The organism is Modestobacter sp. VKM Ac-2978 (assembly GCF_026968025.1).
Taxonomy (GTDB): Bacteria; Actinomycetota; Actinomycetes; order Mycobacteriales; family Geodermatophilaceae; genus Modestobacter.
The window spans coordinates 668,093-690,571 of sequence record NZ_JAPVBP010000001.1; the positions used below are offsets into that span (position 1 = coordinate 668,093).

Consider the following 22,479-nt stretch of genomic DNA (forward strand, 5'->3'; position numbering starts at 1 on the left):
GCCGCGGCCGGGAGGCAGGGTGCACCGGTGGACGACGGTGGACCGGCGGGCAGGATGACCCGGTGAGCAACGCGACCGCAGGTGGCCCCGGCCGGCTCGCCGGCAACGGCGCCGTCACGGCGCGGGCGCCGGCGAAGGTCAACGTGCACCTCGGCGTGAAGCCGCTGCGGGCCGACGGCTTCCACGAGCTGGAGACGGTCTTCCTCGCCGTGTCGCTGTTCGACACGGTCACCGTCCGCCGCGCCGAGGGGCTCTCGCTCACCGTCCGCGGCGAGGGCACCGGGAGCAGCGCCGGCCCGGCGAGCGTGCCCACCGACCGGCGCAACTTGGTCTGGCAGGCCGCCGAGCTGCTCGCCCGGCACGCCGGGGTGGCGGCCGACGCGCACCTGACCGTCGACAAGTCGATCCCGGCCGCGGCCGGGCTGGCCGGCGGCAGCGCCGACGCCGCGGCCACGCTGGTGGCGCTCGACGCACTGTGGGGGACCCGGGCGACCCGCGGCGACCTGGCCGCCCTCGCCGCAGTGCTGGGCAGCGACGTCCCCTTCAGCCTGCTCGGCGGGGTCGCGCTGGGCACCGGACGCGGCGAGCGGCTGACGCCGGTGCTGGCCCGCCGGCGCTGGGACTGGGTGCTCGGCATCGCCGGGGAGGGGCTGTCGACCCCCACCGTGTACGGCGAGCTGGACGCCCAGCGGGCAGCCGGCACCCTGCCGGACGGCGAGCTGATGGCCGCCACCGGGCCGGTGCTCGCCGCGCTGCACAGCGGTCCGGCGTCGGCGCTGGCGGCCGCGCTGCACAACGACCTCCAGGCGCCGGCGCTCCGGCTGCGCCCGGAGCTGGACCGGGCGATGCGGGTCGCGACCGAGGCCGGGGCCCGGGCGGCTCTGGTCAGCGGCTCCGGCCCGACGGTCGCCGCGCTGGCCGAGGACGAGGACGGCGCCGTCCGGCTGGCCGACGAGCTCTCCGGTGCCGGGGTGTTCCGGACCGTGCGGGCCGTGCACGGCCCGGTCCACGGCGCCCGCCTGGTGGGCTGATCCCCGCCCGACCGGGTCCGTCCAGCCGCCGTCCGACGTCCCGGGGGGCGGGCCTGGGTGCCCGCTCCCGACCTCGGCCCTAGGCTCAGGGTGGGCCGCCGTGGTTCTGCCCCGGCGGCCCGGTTGATGGGGGATGGGGTAATCGGCAGCCCGCCGGCCTTTGGAGCCGTGCAGTCTCGGTTCGAGTCCGAGTCCCCCAGCCAGTCAGCGCCCACGCGCGCCGCCAACCGTCGCCATCGCGAGGAGTTCGTTCCGTGACCCTGCAGGACACCCCCACCACGGACGGCGCCGTCGGCGCCGTCGTCGTCCTCGCCGCCGGGCAGGGGACGCGGATGCGCTCGCGCATGCCCAAGGTGCTGCACCCGATCGGCGGCCGCTCGCTGCTGGGGCACGTGCTGGCGGCGGCCGCCCCGCTGCGAGCCACCCAGACCGTCGTCGTCGTCGGATCCGGGCGGGAGGCGGTGGCCGAGCACCTCAGCGCGGTCGCGCCGGGGGCGCTGCCGGTCGTGCAGGAGGAGCAGCTGGGCTCCGGGCACGCCGCAGCGGTCGCGCTGGACGCGCTCACGGAGGTGACCGGTGCGGTGTTGATCCTCAACGGGGACGCGCCGCTGCTGCGCGAGGAGACGCTGACCGCACTGGTCCGGGCGCACCAGCAGGCCGGCGACGTGCTCACCGTGCTCACTGCCGAGGTGGCCGACCCGACCGGCCTGGGGCGGATCGTCCGGGACTCCGGCGGCGCGGTGCGGGCGATCGTCGAGGAGCGGGACGCCGACGACGCCCAGCGGGCGATCCGGGAGGTCAACGCCGGGGTGTACATCGGCGATGCCGCCGCCGTCCGGGAGGCGCTGACCAGGGTCGGGGCCGCCAACGACCAGGGCGAGCAGTACCTGACCGACGTCCTCGGTCTGCTGGTGGCCGACGGCGCCCCGGTCGGCGGGCACCGGGCGGCCGACCCCGACGACACCCTGGGCTGCAACGACCAGCGTGAGCTGGCCGCCCGGCGCCGCACGATGAACGACCGGGTGCTCGACGACCTCATGCGGGCCGGGGTGGTCGTGGTGGACCCGCAGACCACCTGGGTCGACGTGACCGTCGAGGTGGCGGCGGAGGTCGTCGTGCACCCCGGCACGCAACTGCTCGGCGCGACCACCATCGCTGCTGGCGCGGTCGTCGGGCCGGACACGACGCTGACCGACACCGAGGTGGGGGAGGGGGCGTCGGTGGTCCGGTCGCACGTCCAGCTGGCCGAGATCGGCCCGGCGGCGACCGTCGGCCCGTTCAGCTACCTCCGCCCGGGCACGCGGCTGGGCCGCGGGGCGAAGGTGGGGGCCTACGTCGAGACCAAGAACGTCGAGCTCGGTGAGGGCTCCAAGGTGCCGCACCTGTCCTACGTCGGCGACGCGACCATCGGGGAGCACAGCAACATCGGTGCAGCGACGGTGTTCGTCAACTACGACGGCGTCGACAAGCACCGCACCACGGTCGGCGACCACGTGCGGATCGGGTCGGACACCATGCTCGTGGCGCCGGTCACCGTGGGGGACGGCGCCTACACCGCAGCCGGTTCCGTGATCACCACCGACGTCCCGCCCGGGGCCATGGCCGTCGCCCGGGCCCGCCAGCGCAATGTGGCAGGCTGGGTCGCGCGGCGCCGTCCGGGCACCCCCGGCGCAGAGGCAGCAGCAGCGGCCGACGACGCAGCGGCCGCCGCAGCCACCGACACACGGACCACCGAGTCCGCGGACCGGCCCCCGGCCGCTACGGACGACGACCAGCAGGGGCGATCATGAGCGCGATCAGGCAGACCACCAACAAGAGCCTGATGCTCTTCTCCGGCCGGGCATACCCCGAGCTGACGATGGAGATCGCCGGGCACCTCGGCGTCACCCCCACCCCCACCTCGTCCTACGAGTTCGCCAACGGTGAGCTGTTCGTGCGGTTCGAGGAGTCGGTGCGCGGCTGCGACGCCTTCGTGGTGCAGAGCCACACCGCACCCATCAACACCTGGCTCATGGAGCAGCTGATCATGGTCGACGCGTTGAAGCGCGCCTCGGCCAAGCGGATCACCGTCGTCGCCCCGTTCTTCCCCTACGCCCGGCAGGACAAGAAGCACCGCGGCCGCGAACCGATCTCCGCCCGCCTGGTCGCCGACATGTACAAGACCGCCGGCGCCGACCGGCTGATGACCGTCGACCTGCACACCGCCCAGATCCAGGGCTTCTTCGACGGGCCCGTCGACCACCTCTTCGCCATGGACCTCCTCATCGAGGAGGTCAAGCGCAAGTGGGGCCACTGCGACCTCACCGTCGTCTCCCCGGACTCCGGCCGGGTCCGCGTCTCCGAGCGGTGGAGCGACAAGCTCGGCGGCACCCCGCTGGCCTTCATCCACAAGACCCGCGACGTCACCCGGCCCAACGAGGTCGTCGCCAACCGGGTCGTCGGTGAGGTCGAAGGGCGCGTCTGCATCCTGGTCGACGACATGATCGACACCGGCGGCACGATCGCCAAGGCCGCCGAGACGCTGTTCGAGGCCGGCGCCGCCGACGTCATCATCGCCGCCACCCACGGGGTGCTCTCCGGCCCCGCGGTCGACCGCCTGAAGAACAGCCGGGTCAGCGAGGTGATCATCACCAACACGCTGCCCATCGAGCCCGAGCGTCGCTTCGACAAGCTGACCGTGCTCTCCATCGCCCCCCTGCTCGGCCGGGCGATCAAGGAGGTCTTCGAGGACGGCTCGGTGACGAGCTTGTTCGGTGGGGCGAGTTAATTTGCGACCCTCCGGGCCGCAACGCGGCCAGGAGGCGTTCCCGACGTGAGTTGAGCCGTTGCCCGCGGCGTCGGCAGGGACCCTCCGGGCCCCGTGCCGGCGTCGCGGACGGACCCACCTGCCGATCCCGGCGGGAGCCTGCGGCCCCGCGCCGGGATCGGCAGACGCCCTTCGGGCGATGGGTCCGGGGTCCGCCCGCTGGTGGCGCTGGGATCGTCCGCTGGTGGCGTTGGTACGTCCCCGTCTCGGGGGGCACTTGCGCTCAGGTACGCTCGTGGAGTTGCCCGGCGAGGGAGCGGTTCTCCGACTCCGTGATCGACGTGCGTCTGCCCTCCAGGGGTGTGCCGCGCTCGTGCGCTGAGCACACAGACCCGATCCACCTGTTGAGGAGCACACCACCGTGGCTGAATTCCGCCTCGCCGCCGAGACCCGCACCGAGTTCGGCAAGGGCAGTGCCCGCCGGACCCGCCGCGCGGGCCGCGTCCCCGCCGTCCTGTACGGGCACGGCCAGGACGTCGTCCACCTGTCGCTGCCGGCCCGCGAGTTCGCCGCGGCCCTGCGCAACGGCGGCACCAACGTGCTGCTGACCATCGAGATGGACGGCAAGGACCAGCTGGCGCTGACCAAGGCGATCCAGCGGGACCCGATCACCCGCATCCACGAGCACGTCGACCTGCTGCTGGTCCGCCGCGGTGAGAAGACCACCGTCGAGGTCCGCGTCCTGATCGTCGGCGAGCCGGCCCCGGACACGATCAGCAACCACCAGCTGAACAGCGTCCTCGTCGAGGCCGACGCCACCGACCTGCCGGAGACGATCGAGGTCGACATCACCGGCCGCACCGCGGGCAACGGCATCACCGCCGGCGACCTGCCGCTGCCGGCCGGCGCGGCGCTGATCACCGACCCGGAGGCGCTGGTCATCGGCTTCCTGGGTGCCCCGACCGCCGCCGAGCTGGAGGCCGAGCTGGAAGAGGCCGAGGCCGAGGCCGGCATCGAGCGCGACGAGTCCGACGCCGACGGCGACGTCGTCCCGGAGCCGCAGGACCAGGGCAGCGGCGAGTCGATGGACTCCGCCGAGAAGTCCAGCGACGCCTGACCGGTCCGCTGACCGAGAGCACGACCCGCAGGGGCGCCGGCACCGCCGGCGCCCCTGCGGCGTCTCCCGCGCCCGCCCCCGCACCCCCGGTGTCGGAGGGGCCGTTCCTGGTCGTCGGGCTGGGCAACCCCGGCCCCGGCTACGCCGGCAACCGGCACAACGTCGGGGCGATGGTGCTGGCCGAGCTGGCCGCCCGGGCCGGCGTCCGGTTGTCACCCGGCAAGGGGCCCCGTGCCCGGTCGCTGTCCGGTGAGGGCCGGCTCGCCGGCCGGCGGGTGGTGCTGGCGGTGCCCTCCACGTACATGAACGAGTCCGGCGGCCCGGTCCGCGGGCTGCTCGACTACCACCACCTGCCCGCCACCGACCTGGTCGTGGTGCACGACGAGCTCGACCTCGACTACGAGGTGGTGCGGCTCAAGCGCGGTGGCGGCGAGGGCGGGCACAACGGCCTGCGCTCCATCTCCCGCTCCACCGGCACCCGCGACTACCTGCGGGTCCGAGCGGGGATCGGCCGGCCGCCCGGTCGGCAGGACCCCGCCGACTACGTCCTCAAGGACTTCTCGGCGACCGAGCGCAAGACGCTCGAGCTGTTCATCGGCGAGGCCGCCGACGCCACCGAGCTGCTGCTCGAGCGCGGCCTGGAGGCTGCGCAGAACGTCGTCCACCCCCGCAGCTGACCCCGCCGGTCACCCTCGGTGCGTGCATTCGGGTGACTCCCGTGTTCCAACGGGTGAACCCGCCGGCAGGCGCTTGAGTCGCCGATCACGGTCCGTGATGGTGATCCTCGCGGTTGCAGTGAGTCACGACGTTGCCAGCTGGACACCCCAGCGAGTGACAGCTGACCTCTGCCGACCACGGACGGTGATCATCGGCGAGTCAAGGGGGCCAGCTGTGTTGAACGCAGTGAGGACGACGGCAGAAATGAGCAGCACGCCCGGGACGGCAGTGCTGAACGTCGTGAGTCCCAGCGCTCCCGCCGTACAGGAGGCCCCGCAGCTGCGCGGGCCGTCGACGTGGCCGCCCCGCTACGCCGCCACGCTGGTCCTGCTGGACATCCTGGCCGCCGTTCTGGCCGGCGTGCTCGTCGTCGGGTTCTTCCAACCGACGGTCACGGACCCGATCCTCTTCCCGGCCTTCGTGGTGCTGGTGCCGATGTGGCCGCTGCTCCTCGCTGCGACCGGCGCCTACTCCGCACGGTTCCTCGGCACCGGCAGCGACGAGTACCTGCGCATCGCCCGTGCGGCCCTCGTCTTGCTGGCCTTCTCCGGGTTCGCCTTCTACGCGGCGCAGCTCTACGTGGGCCGTGCACTGGTGGTGTTCGGCGTCCCGATGCTGGCGCTGATCAGCGTCCTGGCGCACGCCGCGGCGCGGCGTGTGCTCCGCGCCCTGCGCGACCGGGGCCGCTGCCTGAAGCGCGTGATCGTCGTCGGTCGGGGTGGGGCCGTGCTGGGGTTGGTCGACCAGCTGACCCGGGAACGGTTCGCCGGACTGCAGGTGGTCGGCACCTGCGTCACCGCCGCCGACCGGAGCCGCGTTGCCCAGCTGACCGAGTTGCCGGTGGGCGGACTCGACGACGTCCTGGAGATGGCCCGCAGGCTCGGCGCCGACACGGTGGCGGTGACCTCGGCCAGCGAGACGGCGGCGGAGTACCTGCGCCAGCTGTCCTGGCAGCTCGAGGGCACTGACCTGGAGTTGCTCGTCGCGCCCGGCCTGATCGAGGTCGCCGGCCCCCGGCTGCACATCCGCCCCTTCGAGGGTCTCCCGCTCCTCTCGGTCGAGCAGCCGAAGTTCGAGGGGTGGCGGCGTGTGGTCAAGGGCGTGGTCGATCGTTCGGCCGCACTCGTCGCCCTGGTGCTCGCCGCCCCGCTCTTCCTGGCCATCGGTCTGGCCGTCGCCCTGACCAGCCCGGGCCCGGTGCTCTACCGGCAGGAGCGGGTGGGCGTCAACGGGAGCCGCTTCACCATGCTCAAGTTCCGCAGCATGGTGGTGGACGCGGATGAGCGTCGTGCCGCGCTGCACGGCCAGAACCAGTCCGATGGCCTGCTGTTCAAGTTGCGCGTCGACCCGCGGGTCACCCCGGTGGGCCGTTGGCTTCGCCGCCTCTCGCTGGACGAGCTCCCGCAGCTGCTCAACGTGCTCGGCGGTTCGATGGCGCTGGTCGGCCCCCGGCCGCCGCTGCCCGCCGAGGTCGCCCAGTACGACTCTTCGGTCAGCCGCCGTCTGCTCGTCAAGCCAGGCCTCACCGGGCTCTGGCAGATCTCCGGGCGCAGCGACCTGGCGTGGGAGGAGGCCGTGCGCCTGGACCTGCGGTACGTGGAGAACTGGACGCTGGCGATGGACCTCAAGATCATCTGGAAGACGGCGTCCGCCGTGCTGGCCTCCCGTGGCGCGTACTGACCCCGGGGTGGCGGCCCCTGCCACCCGCTCCCGCCGCACTGCTCGTCCGCACACCCAGGAAGGCTGGCTCGTGACCGGCGCACGGTTCCTCCGCAGTTCAACCCGCCCGAGGTCCGCCGAGCGACCCGTGCGTCGTGCGGCAGCGCGGGCACTGGTCACCGGGCTGGTGGCGCTGGTCGCGACCGCGACCGCGACCGCGACCGGCTTCCTCGCCTCCCCGGCCCAGGCTGCTGGCTGCAGCGCGTCCTCGGTCAACCTCGTCGCCCACCCTGACGACGACCTGTTCTTCATGAACCCCGCGGTCCTCCAGGGCATCGCCTCCGGCGACTGCTCCACGACGGTCTACGTGACGTCCGGTGACGCCGGTGGCGAGGACACCTACTACCAGGGTCGCGAGGTCGGCGTCCGGGCCGCGTACGCCCGGATGGCCGGCGTCGCAGACGCCTGGACGACGGACCGGGTCACCGTCGCCGGCAAGTCGGTCACCCGCACGACGCTCACGGCGCGCCCCTCCGTGCAGCTGTACTTCTTCCGGCTGCCCGACGGCTACGCCGACGGCGCCGGCAGCGAGCGCTCGAGCTACAAGAGCCTCGAGCAGCTGGAGCTGGGGGTGGCCGGGTCCTTGGAGACCCTCGACAGGCCGGTGCAGCGTTACACCCGCTCGGAGCTGGTCGCCACGCTGGCCGGCGTCATCGCCTCGGCCTCGCCGACCACGATCCGCACCCTGGACGAGCAGGGGGAGTACGGCGACGGAGACCACAGCGATCACCACGCCGTCGGCCGGCTGGTCGAGGAGGCCAGCGCTGCCGGCGCCCCCGGTGTTCCGTTCGCCGGCTACCTCGGCTACACCAGCACGGCGCTGCCCGCGAACGTCTCCGGTGATGATCTGGCCGCCAAGCAGCAGGCCTACTTCGCCTACGCCCCCTATGACGCCGGGATGTGCCAGACCGCCGAGGAGTGCGCTTACGGGAGCTCGGGTGACTGGCTGGTGCGGCAGTACACCAACGTCGACCTCCCGGTGGAGCCGAGCGTCCCCACGGGGGAGAACCTCGCCGGGCAGGCGACGGTGACGGCCTCGTCGGAGAACGTCTGGGACGGGCAGACCGCGGTGAAGGCGGTCGACGGTGTGGTGGACGGCTACCCCGGTGACCACACCGCGGAGTGGTCGAGCGCTGGTGAGCGTGCCGGTGCGTGGCTGCAGCTGGACTGGGTTGGCCCCGTCGAGCTCAACGGCGTCGTCCTCTACGACCGGCCGAACCAGTCCGACCAGGTGACGGCGGCGACGCTGACCTTCTCCGACGGGTCCACCGTCACGGTTCCGACGCTGGACGTCGCGGGTGCCGCAACCCCGGTGACCTTCCCCGCCCGCAGCACCACGTCGGTGCGGATCACGGTCACCGCGGTGAGCGGCACGACCCGCAACGTCGGCCTGGCCGAGCTGCAGGCGTGGGGCGCCATCCCCGAGCCCGAGGCTCCAGTGGTGCCGGCCGGTTCGAATGTGGCCGGGCAGGCGACGGTGACGGCCTCGTCGGAGAACGTCTGGGACGGGCAGACCGCGGTGAAGGCGGTCGACGGTGTGGTGGACGGCTACCCCGGTGACCACACCGCGGAGTGGTCGAGCGCTGGTGAGCGTGCCGGTGCGTGGCTGCAGCTGGAGTGGGCCGGCCCCGTGGAGCTCAACGCCGTGGTGCTGCACGACCGGCCGAACGACTACGACCAGGTGACGGGGGCGACGCTGACCTTCTCCGACGGGTCGACGGTGAGCGTGCCGTCGTTGGCCAACGACGGGGCGGCCACCACGGTGACCTTCCCAGCGCGCAGCACGAGCTCGGTGCGGATGACGGTCGACTCGGTCTCCGACTGGACCGGGAACGTCGGCCTGGCCGAGCTCGAGACGTGGGGAACCGAGCCGGTCGTCACGACGCCGGAGCCGGTCGTGACGACGGAGCCCGAGTCCACGCCCAGCGGGACCCCGGAGGTGCCGGTCGCTCCGCAGCCCTCCGCGGCGCCGACCGGGCCGACGGCGACGGCGCCGACCGAGCCGATGACGACGGCGCCGACGATGACGTCGCGGGAGCCGCGGATGGCGGACCCGACCGCCGAGCCGACGCCGGTCGTGTCGGGCGGCCGGTCAGCGGAGTCGGTCGACGCGTCGACCGACTGACCGCACGGCGTGCCGCCCATCAGCGGCGGCGCCACACCCCGGTGCCACGGCCCCGGCGACCGACGTGTCGCCGGGGCTGTGCTCGTCTCACCCGCTAGCCGGCCTCGCATTCCTGGTGACGGTCCGAAATGTGCGCTGAGTGGGTGTCAACCGAAAGGGGGGATCTCGCCGAATTAGTGACTCGTTCGAGTGGGTCCCGCACCGAGCGCTCGATGGCATTGCGCTCCCCGACTTAGTGTCGGTTCGACTCGCCGGGGCTTCCGCAATCGCGGAATGGCCCGAGTGTCGAATTAGTGAGTCGCCGAGTGCGCGCTCAGTGAGGACGTGACATGGCTGCCACCCATCCCGCGGGGCTGCGGGAACTCGTCGAGTGGATCGTCGAGGACGCCGAGGTGAACCGCCGTCGTGGGGGAGGGGTCCTCGGCGTCATCGCGGTCGCCATCTTCCGGGTGAACCAGTTCGGCGTGCGGGGGAGCGGCCCGGTGGCCCCGGTGGTTCGACTCCTGTCCCTGCCGCTCGTCGCGTTCTCCAGGCTCCTGCTCAGCTGCGAGGTACCTGGCTCCCTGGCCTGCGGGCGGCGGCTCGTCCTGGCCCACGGCGGCCGTGGGGTCATCGTCGTCGGCAACGCCCGGGTGGGTGAGGACGTCGTCTTCGGGCCCTACTCCGGGCTTGGGGTGGCCTACCCCAAGCCGGGTGCACCCACGGTGGGCAACCGCGCCTACCTCGGCGCGCACGCCTCGGTGCTGGGCCCGGTCACGATCGGGGACGGCGCCTTCCTCGGTGCCCGCTCGCTGGTGGTCAAGGACGTGCCGGCCGGGAAGCTGGTCATCGGCCTGCCCGCGCGGGTCGTCGGAGATGCGCCGGTGCTGGCGTGAGCGCCGCGGCCGACGACTTCGCGCTAGCGCCGACGGGCGCGATCGGCCGTGCCGCCGACCGGCTGGTCTCCGTGCCGGCTCTGGACACGGTCATCGCGCCCGAGCAGCTGCCCGCGGCCGCGCTGGCGAAGACGCTCCTGACCAGCCTGGCCCTGCCCACCGGGGGCGTCGTCACGTGGCTCAACCACTACACGGCGCTGCAGTCGCTCCAGGCCGGCACCCCCATCGAGGAGTTCGACTACCTGGGGCTGGACGGCATCCTGCTCTGCCGGCTGGTCCGGTCCGGCGCCGAGCGGACGAGCGCCGACCTCGTGCTGCCGCTGCTGCTGGAAGCGGCCGCGCCGCTGCGGGTCGCCCTCATCGGCTCCACGCCGGGGACGCTGGCCCAGGTGGCCGCGAGGATCGAGGCCGAGTACGGGCACAACGTCGTCCTGGTCCGGGACGGCTACACCGGGCTGCCCGCGCCGGAGGAGCTCCGCCGGCAGCTGCTGGCCGCGCGTGCCCAGGTGGCCATCGTCGGTCTCGGTGCGCCGTTGCAGGACCGGTACGCCCTGGCGCTGCGCAGCCCGCGCATGCTGGTGGCGACCTGCGGGGGCTGGCTCGACCAGTTCGCCGGCGGCACCTACTACCCCGCCTGGGCCTATCCCCTCAAGCTCAACTGGCTGGTGCGGCTGGCCCGCGAGCCGAGGCGGCTATGGCGGCGCTACAGCGTCGACGCCGTCCGCGCGCTCCGTGCCCGGCGCCGGCTGACCGACTACGTCGTGCACCGTGGCCACGTGCCACTGGCGGCGACGACCTCCGGCACGGCAGCGTCGTCGGCCGACGCGCCGGCCGCGTGAACGAGGAGCTCTCTTGCTGATCAGCGTCCAACCCCATCTCCGGTTCGGGGGTGCGGAGCGGCAGACCGTACTGCTGTCCAACGTCCTCCATCGGCGCTCGGCGCACCCGGCCGTGGTGCTGCACGAGCGCGTCGGCGGCCTGCTCCCCGAGCTCCACCCGGACATCCCGGTGGAGTCGTTGGGGCTGGACGACCACCTGCTCACGCCCCTGGTCGCCCGTCGGCTCCGGCGGACGCTGGACGCGCGGTTCCGCACCGGGGAGAAGTCGATGGTGGCGCTGCACCTGTGGTCCAGCATCCTGGCCGGCGCGCTCGCCGAGCGGCGGGACGACGACGACTTCACCTACGTCTACTACGAGGACCTTGACCCCTCCGAGCACGCCCAGTTCATCCCCCTCGGGCGCCTCAAGCAGCGGCTGGTCAAGCGGGTGTTCCGGCGCAAGGACGTCGTGGTCGCCAACACCAACCGCGTCGCCGACGCCATGGTCCGGGCCTACGGGCTGCCGACCCGCCCGCGGGTGATCAGCCCGGCCGTCGACCTCACGGCGTTGCGCGCCGCAGCCGAGGACGACACCGCCACCGCGCCGTCCCGCACCCGACCGGTGGTCGTGGCCACGGTGGGGTCGCTGGTGCCGCTCAAGGGGCTCGACGTCGTCTACGAGGGGCTGCTCGCCTCGGGTGTCGAATGCGAGTGGCACGTCGTGGGAGAGGGGCCGCTGCGGGGGTGGCTGGACTCGCTGCCCACCGATGGTCCGGTCGCGGTGCGTGCGCACGGCGGCACGCCGCGGCCGTACGAGGTGGTCCGGCACGCCGACCTGCTCGTGCACGGCTCGCACTCCGAGGCCCTCGGTCTCGTGCTGCTCGAGGCCATGGGCGTGGGGGTGCCGGTGCTCAGCGCCGCGGCGATGGGCCCGACCGAGATCTCTGACGTGCTCGGGCACCGGCCGGAGATGCTCAGTCTGTTCCCGGTCGGTCAGGCCGACGGGCTTGCCCTGGCGCTCAAGGAGCGGGTCGCCGAACTCGACCGCACGCCGTCCCTGGCGGACATGCAGCGCTACATCGACCGCTTCTCCATCGAGACCACCGCCGACGCCTGGTCCGAGCTGGCAGCTGAGCACGGCTGTGTCCTCTAGCGAGGACTCCGGTACGTCCCCCGACGGGGTCCCCGGAGCGCCGTCCCCCACCGTCCCGTGGCGGCGGGTGACCTCGTTCGCCGGTCTCCCGCTGATCTCACTGCTGGGCTCGGTGGCGCTCATCCCGGTCATCACCTCGGTGAGCGGCGCGCAGGGCTGGGCCGCTGTCGCGCTGGGGCAGGCGCTGGGCGGTGGGGCCAGCACCGTCCTGCAGTACGGCTGGGGCTTCGTCGGCCCCAGTCGGCTGGTGCCGCTGTCGGCGCACGAGCGGGGCCGGCTGCTGTGGACGAGCGTGCTCTCCCGGCTCGTCATCGCCGTCGTCCTGGTGCCGCTGGTCGCAGTCGCCGCCGTCTTCCTGGCGCCCGACGAGCACCGGCTGCTGGCTGCGCTGACCGCGGTGGCGATGTCCACCTTCGGCATGTCGTCGCTGTGGTTCTTCGTCGGCACCGGCCGTCCCGGGCACGCAGCCCGGTACGAGACGGTCCCGCGGCTGGCCATCCTCCTGCTGGCCGCTCTGGTCGTGCTGCTCACCTGGGACCCGCTCTGGTACCCCATCATCTTCCTGGTCGGTCAGGTCATCGCCATCAGCTGGCTGGTCCACCGGATGGGTGTCGTGTCACTTGACCGGCGGGCGCGGTCGGACGTGCGGGCCGTGCTGAGCCAGCAGCGCGCCGCTGCGGCCACCGACGTCGTCTTCGCCCTCACCCTGGCCCTCCCGACCAGCATCGTGGCGGCCGTTGCTCCCGCGGCGCTGCCCGTCTTCGCCGGTGGCGACCGGGTGCAGCGGCTGGCCCAGTCCGGCATCCAGCCGCTGTTCAACGCCTTCCAGGGCTGGGTGTCCGAGGGGCCGAGAGCCGACCTCGCCGCCCGGATGCGGACGGCGGTGGCGGTGACCGGCGGGTGCGGGGCGCTCGTCGGCCTCGCCTTCGCCGTCGGCCTGCCGATGGTGGACGGTGTGCTCTTCGCCGGAGAGATCAGCATTGGGTTCGGGGTGAGCAGCTGCTTCGGACTGGCCCTGGCCCTTTACGCCCTGACCTCGTCGATCAACTTCACGGTGCTGGCCCCGGTGGGGCTGACCCGGCTCATCCTCCGCGGCACGGCCGTGGGCGGGGTGGTGGTCATCGTCGGGGTCAGCGTGCTGCCGCACGCCTTGGGCGCGCTGGGCGGCGCGCTCGCAGTGGCGTCGGCGCAGCTCTCCACCCTCCTCGTGCAGCTGCCCGTCGTGCGGCGCGTGCTTCGCGGGGAGGTCACTCCGGCAGTCGTTGCTCCTGACGGCGTCACCCCCGGAGGCGTCACCCCCGGAGGCGTCACCCCCGGAGGCGTCACCCCCGGAGGCGTCACCCCTGCTGGCGTCGCTTCCGCAGGCATCACGCCCGCAGTCGGCACGCTTCCGGTCGACCCCCAGGTGGACGGTGCCCGGAAGGGCGCCCCGCGCTGAGCGGACTCCTCGTGACGACGTCACCCGTTCGAAGGGGGACCAGTCGGACGAACACAGTTCTCCCGTACCGATCGTGACACCATTCGTAATGGTGTACCCGCCCGTTCTCGGGCGGTCCTGACTCGTGTGAATTGAGGTCCCTGTGGAACCAAGGGCTGTGTGGTCTGCATTGCGGACTCGCTGGCGATGGACTGTGGCCGGAATGGTTTTTGGCGGACTCGTGGGATTCGGGCTGAGTGCTCTGGCGGGCCCGAGCTACGCCACCAGCATGCAGTTCTTCGTCTCCACCGCGGGCAGCGGGACGACGTCCGACGCCTTCCAGGGCGGGCAGTTCGCCCAGCAGCGTGTCGCCTCCTACACCGGCTTCCTGACCGGCAACGAGCTGGCCGCCCGGGTCGTCCGCGAACTGGGCTCCGACATCACGGCCGCTGAGGTGGCCGAGAGCATCGATGCGACCACCGTCCCCGGGACCGTCCTGATCGACGTCACGGTGACCTCCTCCTCGGCGGCACGAGCCGACGAGATCGCCGCCGCGCTGAGCCAGGCGTTCCCGGCCCTGGTGGCCGATCTGGAGAGCGGCGGCGATGAAGCCGACGCGCCGGTCAACGTCGAGCTCACCGACCGGCCGGACGTCGCGGTCGAACCATCCCCGCCGCTCGCCGTGGAGAACACCCTGGTCGGCGTCCTCCTCGGCCTCGTCCTGGGTGGTGCTGCGGCGATCGCCCGCGTGCTGCTGGACCGGACGGTCACCGATCAGGAGCTCGCCGAGGACATCGCCGGTGCCCCGGTCACCGGGGTCGTCTTCCATGACGACGCGCTGCACGCCGGCCACACTCTCGACGGAGTGGCCCCACGGACGGCCGAGCAGTACCGACAGCTGGCGACCAGCCTGCAGTACCTCAACGTGGACGCACCGCCCACCGTGATCATGGTGTCGAGCTCGGTGCCCAGCGAGGGCAAGACCACGATGGTGGTCAACCTGGCCCTCGCGCTGGCCGAGGCCGGCCACCGGGTGACGGTGGTGGAGGCAGACCTCCGGCGGCCGAAGGTCACCGAGTACCTGGGGCTGGTGAGCGGTGCGGGTGTCACCAACGTGCTCACCGGCACGGCCGACGTGGAGGACGTCGTCCAGCTGGTCGGGGAGGGGCAGCTGCGCGTCATCGCCGCCGGCCCGACCCCGCCGAACCCGAGCCGGCTGCTGGGGTCGAGCCAGATGGCCGCGCTGCTGGCGAAGCTCCGCAGCGACAACGACTACGTGCTGGTGGATGCCGCCCCCCTGCTGCCCGTCGCCGACTCACGAGCGCTGGCCGCATCCGTGGACGGCGTGCTGCTGTCGATCCGGCACGGCAGCACGACCAAGGACCAGCTGCGCGAGGCCGTGGCGGCGCTGGGCGGCGTCGGGGCCACCACGCTGGGAGTGGTGCTGAACCTGGTGCCGCTGCGGAGCGACCTGGCTGCTGCCCACGCCTACGGCCTGGAGTACGGCTACGCCGCCAACCGGACGACACAGCTCGACCCGACGGCCGAGCTGGTGCCCGAGGCGTCGTTGGCCGGACCCCGGCAGGCACCCGGTACCGAGCGCCCGGGTGCGCCACCCCGAGCCGGGGCGCCCGTCCTCCAGCGGCAGGACAAGTGACGGGGGAGGCCCCGGTCGCACCACCCGCCGGCGCCCCGACCTGCACGGTCCTGCTGGTCTGCACCGGGAACATCTGCCGGTCGCCGCTGGCCGAGCGGCTGGCACGCGCGCACCTCGCCCAACTCCTGGGGGCTGAGGCCGGTGGCATCCACGTCGTGAGCGCCGGCACCCGGGCCCTGGCCGGCTCCGGGATGGACCCGGCCAGTGCTCGGGCGCTGCAGCAGCTGGGTGGCGACCCGTCCGGGTTCCGCGCGCGGCAGCTCACCGGTCGGATCGCGGCTTCGGCCGATCTGACGCTCACCATGACCCGCGCCCACCGGCAGGAGGTCCTCGCCCGGGCACCCCGGGCGATGGCCCGCACCTTCACCCTCCGTGAGGCAGCGGACCTGCTCGAGCTCGTCGGCCCCGAACCCGGGTCCGGGGCCGGCACCCCGGCCGAGCGCGGCCGGGGTCTGGTCCGGCAGCTGGCAGCCGCCCGGTCACGTCGATCCGGAGGCGCGACCGACGACGTCCTGGACCCGATCGGCCAGCCCCCGGAGGTGCACGCAGCCGTGGGGCGGGCGGTCGCCGACGCCCTGCTCCCGATCCTCGACCGGCTCGCGCTGGCTGCGTTCCCCGGTGGGACAGAGCCGTGACCGGGTCCCCCCGGACGCCGCCGACCGGTGACGAGCGACCGGCAGACCCGTCGGCCGCGGGCACCGGTGTCGAGGGCAGCGGTCGGGCAGCGGGTGGGCTGGGTCGCCGTGGCTTCGTCGCCGGGCTCCTGGCGGGCACGGTCGCCGGCGCGACCGCCGGGGCCGTCACCGGGGCCTCCCAGGACTCCGGCGGAGTGTCCCCGACCGCACCCATGGGCGTGGTCGTGCTCAGCGGCCCGGGTGTCGATCCCCGCGGGGAGCAGGACAGCACCTCCGCCCTCCAGCGCTTGGTGGACCGGGCCCCGGAGGGGGCGCGACTGTGGCTCCCCGAGGGGCTGTACCTGGTCAACGGCATCGTGCTGCGCCCGGGGCAGTCGCTCTCCGGGCCGTCAGCACGCACCTACACCGGCGCGCCCACCAGCGGCGCCCGGCTGCGCGCACGGTTGGCCGAGCAGACCGCGCCGGTGCTGACCGTCGGCGAGCGGGGCTCGGTTGCCGACATCGCCGTCGAGGGCAACGGCCGTAACCAGCCGGCCGTCCGCCCGGTCGGCATCGGCGTGGTCGTGGAGCGGGTCACCATGGTCGACGCGTCGGTCGGGTACGACGCCCGCTACGTCAGCGGCAGCGTGCTCACCGCCTGCCAGGTGCACGAGAACACCGTCGGCCTGCAGGACCTCGTCGACTCGATCGTGCAGAGCTGCTTCGTCAACGCCAACGTCGGGGACGGGATCCTGTTGAGCCCGGGAGCCAACGACAACACGTTCATCGGCAACAAAATCGAGTGGAACGACGGGCACGGCGTCCACGCACTGGAGGCGCTGCACAACGTGCTCCTCGGCGGCGTGCTGGACCGGAACGGGCTGACCGGTGCCCGGTTCGAGGCATGCGCGCACACCACGGTGGTCGGCGCGGTGTTCCGGCGCAACGGCCGGCTGGCCGAAGAGTCCTCGGCCGAGGACTGTCATCTGCTCCACCAGGACTGCACCGCCCTGGTCGTGACCGGCATCAGCACCAACTCCGGCGCGGACGACGACGGTGGCGGCCGTCCGTCGCCGTCGGTCGCCGTGCGGGCCGAGGGCGGCACGGACGTCAGCATCACCGGCAACGACCTCACCGGCCGGACGTCGCCGGTGGCGATCGCCGTCGGTGCTGCCGGTACCCGCAACAGCTCGCTGCTCAATGCCGGGGTCGCTGGCGTCCAGCGACTGTCGGGTACGCAGGTCCGGGTCGGTGCCGCCGATCTCGACCTCGTCGCGGGCGGGTCGGCGTCCGGGAGCTTCGTCCTCGATGCAGTGGACCCGGAGTCACCCGGCCGCGCCTTCCAGTTGCGGATGGTGTCGCGGGACCTGGCCACGGGGGCCCGGGCCGCGGCCGACGCCGCGGTGCTGGTCTTCCGCGAGGGTGCGGCGGTCCAGGCGGCGCTGGGCCCGGTCGGCAACACGATCGGTGCGGCCTTCGGGACGGCGGTGGGGGCCCACCGGGTCAGCGCCACCGTGACCGACGACGGCGGCGAGCTGACGATCGCGGTGCAGAACACCGGCGGCGGTCGGTCCCGCATCGGGCTGGAGCTGACATGACCGCGGCACCGCACGCCCCGACCGCTCCCGGTGCCGGCGACGCGTCGACCGGGGTGGGATCGGCCGGGCCGAGGCCCGTGGAGCGCGTCCTCTACGGCGTGTTCATCGTGCTGGCCCTGCTCGGTGTGCTGTCACCCGGCCAGTTCAACGCCGCCCCGGCGACAGCCATCCTCGAGCTCACGTTCCTGGCCACGGCTCTGCTGCTGGCCCGGAGCGTGGAGCGCGGCGCGGTGAAGCTGCTCGTCGTCGGTGGGCTGTACCTGTTCGTGAAGACCCTGCTGATGGTCGTCTACAGCGAGGCGAGCATCCCCGACTACCTGCAGGCCTACAAGGCCTTCTTCTACCTGGTCGTGCTGGCGTTCTTCGTCGGGAAGCAGGTGTTCGACGGTCGCCGGCTGGCCGTGTTCACCACCTTCCTGGTGGCCGCCTTCCTGCTCAAGTACGGCTACTCGGTGGTGCTGGGGCTGTCCGACCGCCCCGGCGTCTTCATGGAGAACAACTTCGAGCTCATCCTGCTGCTCGGGTTGTTCTACCTGGCCTACCCCCACCTGCCGGCGTGGCGCGACCTGCTGTTCCTCGCGGTGGCGGCGACCGTGCTGCTCTCCGGGTCGCGCAGCGCCGCGCTGGGTCTGCTCTGCATCTACGTCTTCCTCTACGTCCGCACGAGCAACCGCACGTGGCCGCTGCACATCGCCGGTGTGGTGGCCGTCGGCTACGGGGTGCTCGCCCTGTTCTCCGCGCGGGCCGCGGACGACGGCCCTGTCCGGCTGGACCGGCTGAACTTCCTCGACACCTACCTCTACGAGGTGCGCGACTGGCCGGTGTGGGAGTTCGTCACGGGTTCGTTCCCGCTGACCCCGCTGTCGCCCGGGTCCTGCGGCAACCTGTCGTTCTACTCGGTGCTGTTCAGCTCGACCGACCCCGGCACCTGCTACTCGGTGATCCTCCACTCGTTCCTGCTCCGCGCCCTCTTCGACCACGGGCTGCTGGGGCTGGTGATCCTCTACACGCTGTTCTGGCTGGCGCTCCGGCGGTCCGGGACACCGGTCCGGGACGTGCTGGCCCTGCTCGGGCTCATCACGCTGAGCGCGTTGTCGGTCTCGGCGTTCAACAGCGTCTTCGCTGCGATCCTGCTGGCCGTGGCGCTGGGGCTGGACCGGAGCCGACCGCCGACCGCCCCTGCGGGGCCGACCGGGGGGCAGCGTGGGCGTCCACGTGGTGGACGTCCACGTGGCGGACGCAGCGCAGCTGGTCGGGGCTAACCTGGGAGCCGGCTCCCGCGCGCACCCGGCGCGCCGTGTGCGGCCCCCGACAACCAGGAGTTGACCCCGGTGACCTTGCGCGGCGTGCTCGACGTCGTCCTGTCCGACGCCGGCGTTGCCTCGGTGGTGGGCAGGGCGGGCACGGCCGACCTGGCCGTCACCGCCCCGCCGTCGGTCCAGCCGCTGGTGGCCGCCGCGCTGGCGGCCCGGGCGCCCGGCGCGGACGTGCCGGTGCTGGTGGTCACCGCGGGGGAGCGGGACGCCGACGCGCTGGCGGGGGTGCTGCGCTGCTTCCTCCCCGACCGGCGGGTGGAGGTCTTCCCCGCCTGGGAGACGCTGCCGCACGAGCGGCTCAGCCCCCGCGCGGACACCGTCGGCCGCCGGCTGGCCGTGCTGCGCGACCTGACCCACCCCGGGGAGAACGGCACGGTCGACGTGCTGGTCGCCCCGGTGCGCAGCGTGCTGCAGCCGCTGGCCCCCGGGCTGGGCGACCTGGTGCCGGTGGAGCTGGCGCCGGGGCAGAGCGCCGAGCTCGAGGCGGTCTCCCAGGCGCTGGCGGAGGCGGCCTACACCCGGGTGGAGCTGGTCGAGAAGCGCGGGGATTTCGCCGTCCGCGGCGGTCTGCTCGACGTCTTCCCGCCCACCGAGCCGCACCCGGTCCGGGTCGAGTTCTGGGGCGACGAGGTCGACGAGCTGCGGTACTTCTCCGCCGCCGACCAGCGTTCGCTGGACGAGCGGCCCGACCGGCTGTGGGCCCCGCCGTGCCGCGAGCTGCTGCTCACCGCCGAGGTCCGGGCCCGCGCGGTCCAGCTGGGGGTCGACCACCCGGAGCTGGCCGAGGTGGCCGGCAAGCTGGCCGAGGGCATCGCCGTGGAGGGCATGGAGTCGCTGATCCCCGCCCTCATCGGCGGGCACCAGATGCAGCTGCTGACCGACCTGGTGGCCCCGGGCACGCACGTGCTGGTCTGCGACCCCGAGCGGGTGCGCAGCCGGTCCGCGGACCTGGTGCGCACCGCCGAGGAGTTCCTCGCCGCCTCGTGGCAGACCGCGGCCGAGGCCGGCCAGGCGCCGATCGACCTGGGCGCCTCCTCCTTCCGCGACCTCGCCGACGTCCAGGACGCCGCCCGGGCCCGGGCCCTGCCCTGGTGGACGACGGGCGCCTTCACGCTCCAGCCCGACGACGACGACCAGCACGTCACCCTGGACGCCACCGGGGTCGAGCGCTTCCACGGCGACCAGGCACGCGCCTTCGACCAGCTGCGCAGCTGGGGCCGCGACGGCTGGCGGGTCGCCCTGACCTTCGCCGGCCCCGGCCCCGCCCAGCGCGCGGCCGACCAGCTCACCGAGGCCGACCTGGGCGCCCGGCTGGTGCCCGGCATCGAGGCCGCCCCCACGGCGGGGCCGACGCTGATCACCCAGGGCAACCTGGAGGCCGGCTTCACCTTCCCGGCCGTGGGCCTGGCGCTGGTCACCGAGGGCGACCTCACCGGCCAGCGCGGCACCTCGATGAAGGACGCCACCAAGATGCCGGCCCGCCGGCGCAACGCCGTCGACCTGGTGCAGCTGCAGCCGGGCGACCTGGTGGTGCACGAGCAGCACGGCGTCGGCCGCTACGTGGAGATGGTCAGCCGCACCGTGCACGGCGGGCAGCGCGACTACCTGATCGTCGAGTACGCACCGGGCAAGCGGAACCAGCCGCCGGACCGGCTGTTCGTGCCCACCGACTCCCTGGACCAGCTGACCCGCTACGTCGGCGGCGAGGCGCCCGCGCTGTCCAAGCTCGGCGGCGCCGACTGGCAGAAGACGAAGAACCAGGCCCGCAAGGCGGTCAAGCAGATCGCCGCGGAGCTCATCCGGCTGTACTCGGCGCGGATGGCGTCCAAGGGCCACGCCTTCGGGCCGGACACCGTCTGGCAGCGCGAGCTGGAGGACGCCTTCCCCTTCACCGAGACGCCCGACCAGCTGGCCGCGATCGACGAGGTCAAGGCGGACATGGCCCAGCCGGTGCCGATGGACCGGATCATCTGCGGCGACGTCGGCTACGGGAAGACCGAGATCGCGGTGCGGGCGGCGTTCAAGGCGGTGCAGGACGGCAAGCAGGTCGGCATCCTGGTGCCGACGACGTTGCTGGCCAACCAGCACTTCAAGACCTTCTCCGAGCGGTTCGCGCAGTTCCCGGTGACCGTGGCGGTGCTGTCCCGGTTCCAGTCGAAGACCGAGTCCGACGAGGTGCTGCGCAAGCTGGCCGACGGCGAGATCGACGTCCTGGTCGGCACCCACCGGCTGCTGCAGCCCACCACCCGGTTCAAGGACCTGGGGCTGGTCATCGTGGACGAGGAGCAGCGCTTCGGCGTCGAGCACAAGGAGTACCTGAAGAGCGTGCGGACGGCGGTCGACGTGCTGTCGATGTCGGCCACCCCGATCCCGCGCACCCTGGAGATGAGCCTCACCGGCATCCGCGAGATGTCGACGATCCTCACGCCGCCGGAGGAGCGGCACCCGGTGCTGACCTACGTCGGCGCCTGGGAGGACAAGCAGATGGCCGCCGCGATCCGCCGCGAGCTGCTCCGCGACGGCCAGGTGTTCGTGATCCACAACCGGGTGCAGTCGATCGACAAGGCGGCGGCGAAGATCCGCAACCTGGTGCCCGAGGCCCGGGTGGCGGTCGGCCACGGCCAGATGAAGGAGCACGAGCTCGAACGGATCATGGTCGGCTTCTGGGAGAAGGAGTACGACGTCCTGGTCGCCACCACGATCGTCGAGTCCGGGCTGGACATCCCCAACGCCAACACCCTGATCGTCGACCGGGCCGACACGTTCGGCCTCTCCCAGCTGCACCAGATCCGCGGCCGGGTCGGCCGTGGCCGGGAGCGGGCCTACGCCTACTTCACCTACGACCCGACGAGGCCGCTCACCGAGACCTCGGTCGACCGGCTGACCACCATCGCGCACAACACCGACCTCGGTGCCGGCATGGCGGTGGCGATGAAGGACCTGGAGATCCGCGGCTCGGGCAACCTGCTCGGCGGGGAGCAGTCCGGGCACATCGCCGGGGTCGGCTTCGACCTCTACGTGCGGCTGGTCGGCGAGGCGGTGAGCGACTACCGGGCCCAGGCGACCGGGGAGTCCCCGGCCGTCGAGCCGGCCGAGGTCCGGGTCGACCTGCCGGTCGACGCGCACCTGCCGCACGACTACGTGCCCGGCGAGCGCCTGCGGATGGAGGCCTACCGCAAGGTCGCCTCGGTGCAGGACGACGACCAGGCGCAGGCCGTGCTCGACGAGCTCACCGACCGCTACGGCGCGGCCCCGGCCCCGGTGCTCAACCTGCTGGCGGTGGCCCGGTTCCGCGCGGCCATGCGCCACCTCGGGGTCACCGAGGTGTCGATGCAGGGGCGCAACGTCCGGGTCGGGCCGGTGGAGCTGCGCGAGTCCCAGGTGATGAAGCTGTCCCGGCTGGCCGAGGGGGCCACCTACAAGGACGCGGTGCGCACCGTGTCGATCAAGGTGCCGGTGGGCCCGGACCGGCGGACGCCGCTGCGGGACGTCGCCCTGCTGGAGAAGCTGCACGCGCTGCTGACCTCGGTCCTCGAACAGCCCGTCGCCGTCGCCTCCTGACCCACGTCGGACCGC

At 73.1% G+C, this 22,479-nt stretch carries 16 protein-coding genes and 1 tRNA gene; all 17 read left to right on the plus strand.

The genetic code is table 11. The annotated features are described in order from the left end of the window. Window positions 1–62 precede the first annotated feature (62 nt). The gene (locus tag O2W53_RS03175; protein WP_269161584.1) at window positions 63–1,031 is read left to right on the plus strand and encodes a 4-(cytidine 5'-diphospho)-2-C-methyl-D-erythritol kinase; all 969 of its coding nucleotides are present in this window, start codon (window positions 63–65) and stop codon (window positions 1,029–1,031) included. Between the two features lie 127 nt (window positions 1,032–1,158). Then, a tRNA-Gln gene (locus O2W53_RS03180) sits at window positions 1,159–1,234 on the plus strand. A 51-nt stretch (window positions 1,235–1,285) separates the two neighbouring features. Continuing rightward, window positions 1,286–2,821: a bifunctional UDP-N-acetylglucosamine diphosphorylase/glucosamine-1-phosphate N-acetyltransferase GlmU gene (glmU, locus tag O2W53_RS03185; protein ID WP_269161585.1), complete on the plus strand. Its 1,536-nt coding sequence runs from the start codon at window positions 1,286–1,288 to the stop codon at window positions 2,819–2,821. After that, window positions 2,818–3,798, plus strand: coding sequence for a ribose-phosphate diphosphokinase (locus tag O2W53_RS03190; RefSeq protein ID WP_269161586.1), 981 nt, complete (start codon window positions 2,818–2,820; stop codon window positions 3,796–3,798). Before glmU ends, O2W53_RS03190 begins: the two co-directional genes overlap by 4 nt. A gap of 400 nt (window positions 3,799–4,198) precedes the next feature. Beyond that, on the plus strand, window positions 4,199–4,894 hold the full coding sequence (locus tag O2W53_RS03195; protein ID WP_269161587.1) for a 50S ribosomal protein L25/general stress protein Ctc: 696 nt from the start codon (window positions 4,199–4,201) through the stop codon (window positions 4,892–4,894). An 89-nt stretch (window positions 4,895–4,983) separates the two neighbouring features. Further along, window positions 4,984–5,571, plus strand: a complete 588-nt coding sequence (gene pth / locus O2W53_RS03200; RefSeq protein WP_269161588.1) for an aminoacyl-tRNA hydrolase — start codon at window positions 4,984–4,986, stop codon at window positions 5,569–5,571. 244 nt (window positions 5,572–5,815) lie between these two features. Next, complete coding sequence (locus tag O2W53_RS03205) at window positions 5,816–7,291, plus strand: sugar transferase (RefSeq protein ID WP_269161589.1); 1,476 nt, start codon at window positions 5,816–5,818, stop codon at window positions 7,289–7,291. Between the two features lie 127 nt (window positions 7,292–7,418). Then, a complete protein-coding gene (locus O2W53_RS03210; protein WP_269161590.1) occupies window positions 7,419–9,455 on the plus strand; it encodes a DUF7402 domain-containing protein in 2,037 nt (678 codons plus the stop codon). A 329-nt stretch (window positions 9,456–9,784) separates the two neighbouring features. After that, the gene (locus tag O2W53_RS03215; protein ID WP_269161591.1) at window positions 9,785–10,330 is read left to right on the plus strand and encodes a serine O-acetyltransferase; all 546 of its coding nucleotides are present in this window, start codon (window positions 9,785–9,787) and stop codon (window positions 10,328–10,330) included. Further along, window positions 10,327–11,169 carry a WecB/TagA/CpsF family glycosyltransferase gene (locus O2W53_RS03220; RefSeq protein ID WP_269161592.1) on the plus strand — a complete coding sequence of 281 codons (843 nt, stop codon included), beginning with the start codon at window positions 10,327–10,329 and terminating at the stop codon, window positions 11,167–11,169. Before O2W53_RS03215 ends, O2W53_RS03220 begins: the two co-directional genes overlap by 4 nt. A gap of 13 nt (window positions 11,170–11,182) precedes the next feature. After that, window positions 11,183–12,301, plus strand: a complete 1,119-nt coding sequence (locus O2W53_RS03225; RefSeq protein WP_269161593.1) for a glycosyltransferase — start codon at window positions 11,183–11,185, stop codon at window positions 12,299–12,301. A gap of 67 nt (window positions 12,302–12,368) precedes the next feature. Further along, window positions 12,369–13,739 (plus strand): hypothetical protein, encoded by a 1,371-nt coding sequence (locus tag O2W53_RS03230; protein WP_269161594.1) that lies wholly within the window; start codon window positions 12,369–12,371, stop codon window positions 13,737–13,739. A gap of 268 nt (window positions 13,740–14,007) precedes the next feature. Beyond that, window positions 14,008–15,375 (plus strand): polysaccharide biosynthesis tyrosine autokinase, encoded by a 1,368-nt coding sequence (locus O2W53_RS03235; protein ID WP_269161595.1) that lies wholly within the window; start codon window positions 14,008–14,010, stop codon window positions 15,373–15,375. Then, window positions 15,372–16,010, plus strand: a complete 639-nt coding sequence (locus O2W53_RS03240) for an arsenate reductase/protein-tyrosine-phosphatase family protein (protein ID WP_269161596.1) — start codon at window positions 15,372–15,374, stop codon at window positions 16,008–16,010. The genes O2W53_RS03235 and O2W53_RS03240 overlap by 4 nt, the downstream gene beginning before the upstream one ends. Beyond that, a complete protein-coding gene (locus O2W53_RS03245; protein WP_269161597.1) occupies window positions 16,007–17,587 on the plus strand; it encodes a right-handed parallel beta-helix repeat-containing protein in 1,581 nt (526 codons plus the stop codon). The genes O2W53_RS03240 and O2W53_RS03245 overlap by 4 nt, the downstream gene beginning before the upstream one ends. Then, window positions 17,584–18,849 (plus strand): hypothetical protein, encoded by a 1,266-nt coding sequence (locus O2W53_RS03250; protein ID WP_269161598.1) that lies wholly within the window; start codon window positions 17,584–17,586, stop codon window positions 18,847–18,849. The genes O2W53_RS03245 and O2W53_RS03250 overlap by 4 nt, the downstream gene beginning before the upstream one ends. A gap of 69 nt (window positions 18,850–18,918) precedes the next feature. Next, complete coding sequence (gene mfd, locus O2W53_RS03255; protein WP_269161599.1) at window positions 18,919–22,464, plus strand: transcription-repair coupling factor; 3,546 nt, start codon at window positions 18,919–18,921, stop codon at window positions 22,462–22,464. Window positions 22,465–22,479 lie beyond the last annotated feature (15 nt).

What these genes read in the sequence shown, in the direction of transcription:
- O2W53_RS03190 (WP_269161586.1), top strand. Translation starts at nt 2,818, where the DNA reads ATGAGCGCGATCAGGCAGACCACCAACAAGAGCCTGATGCTCTTCTCC.
- O2W53_RS03250 (WP_269161598.1), top strand. Translation starts at nt 17,584, where the DNA reads ATGACCGCGGCACCGCACGCCCCGACCGCTCCCGGTGCCGGCGACGCG.
- O2W53_RS03215 (WP_269161591.1), top strand. Translation starts at nt 9,785, where the DNA reads ATGGCTGCCACCCATCCCGCGGGGCTGCGGGAACTCGTCGAGTGGATC.
- O2W53_RS03235 (WP_269161595.1), top strand. Translation starts at nt 14,008, where the DNA reads ATGCAGTTCTTCGTCTCCACCGCGGGCAGCGGGACGACGTCCGACGCC.
- O2W53_RS03205 (WP_269161589.1), top strand. Translation starts at nt 5,816, where the DNA reads ATGAGCAGCACGCCCGGGACGGCAGTGCTGAACGTCGTGAGTCCCAGC.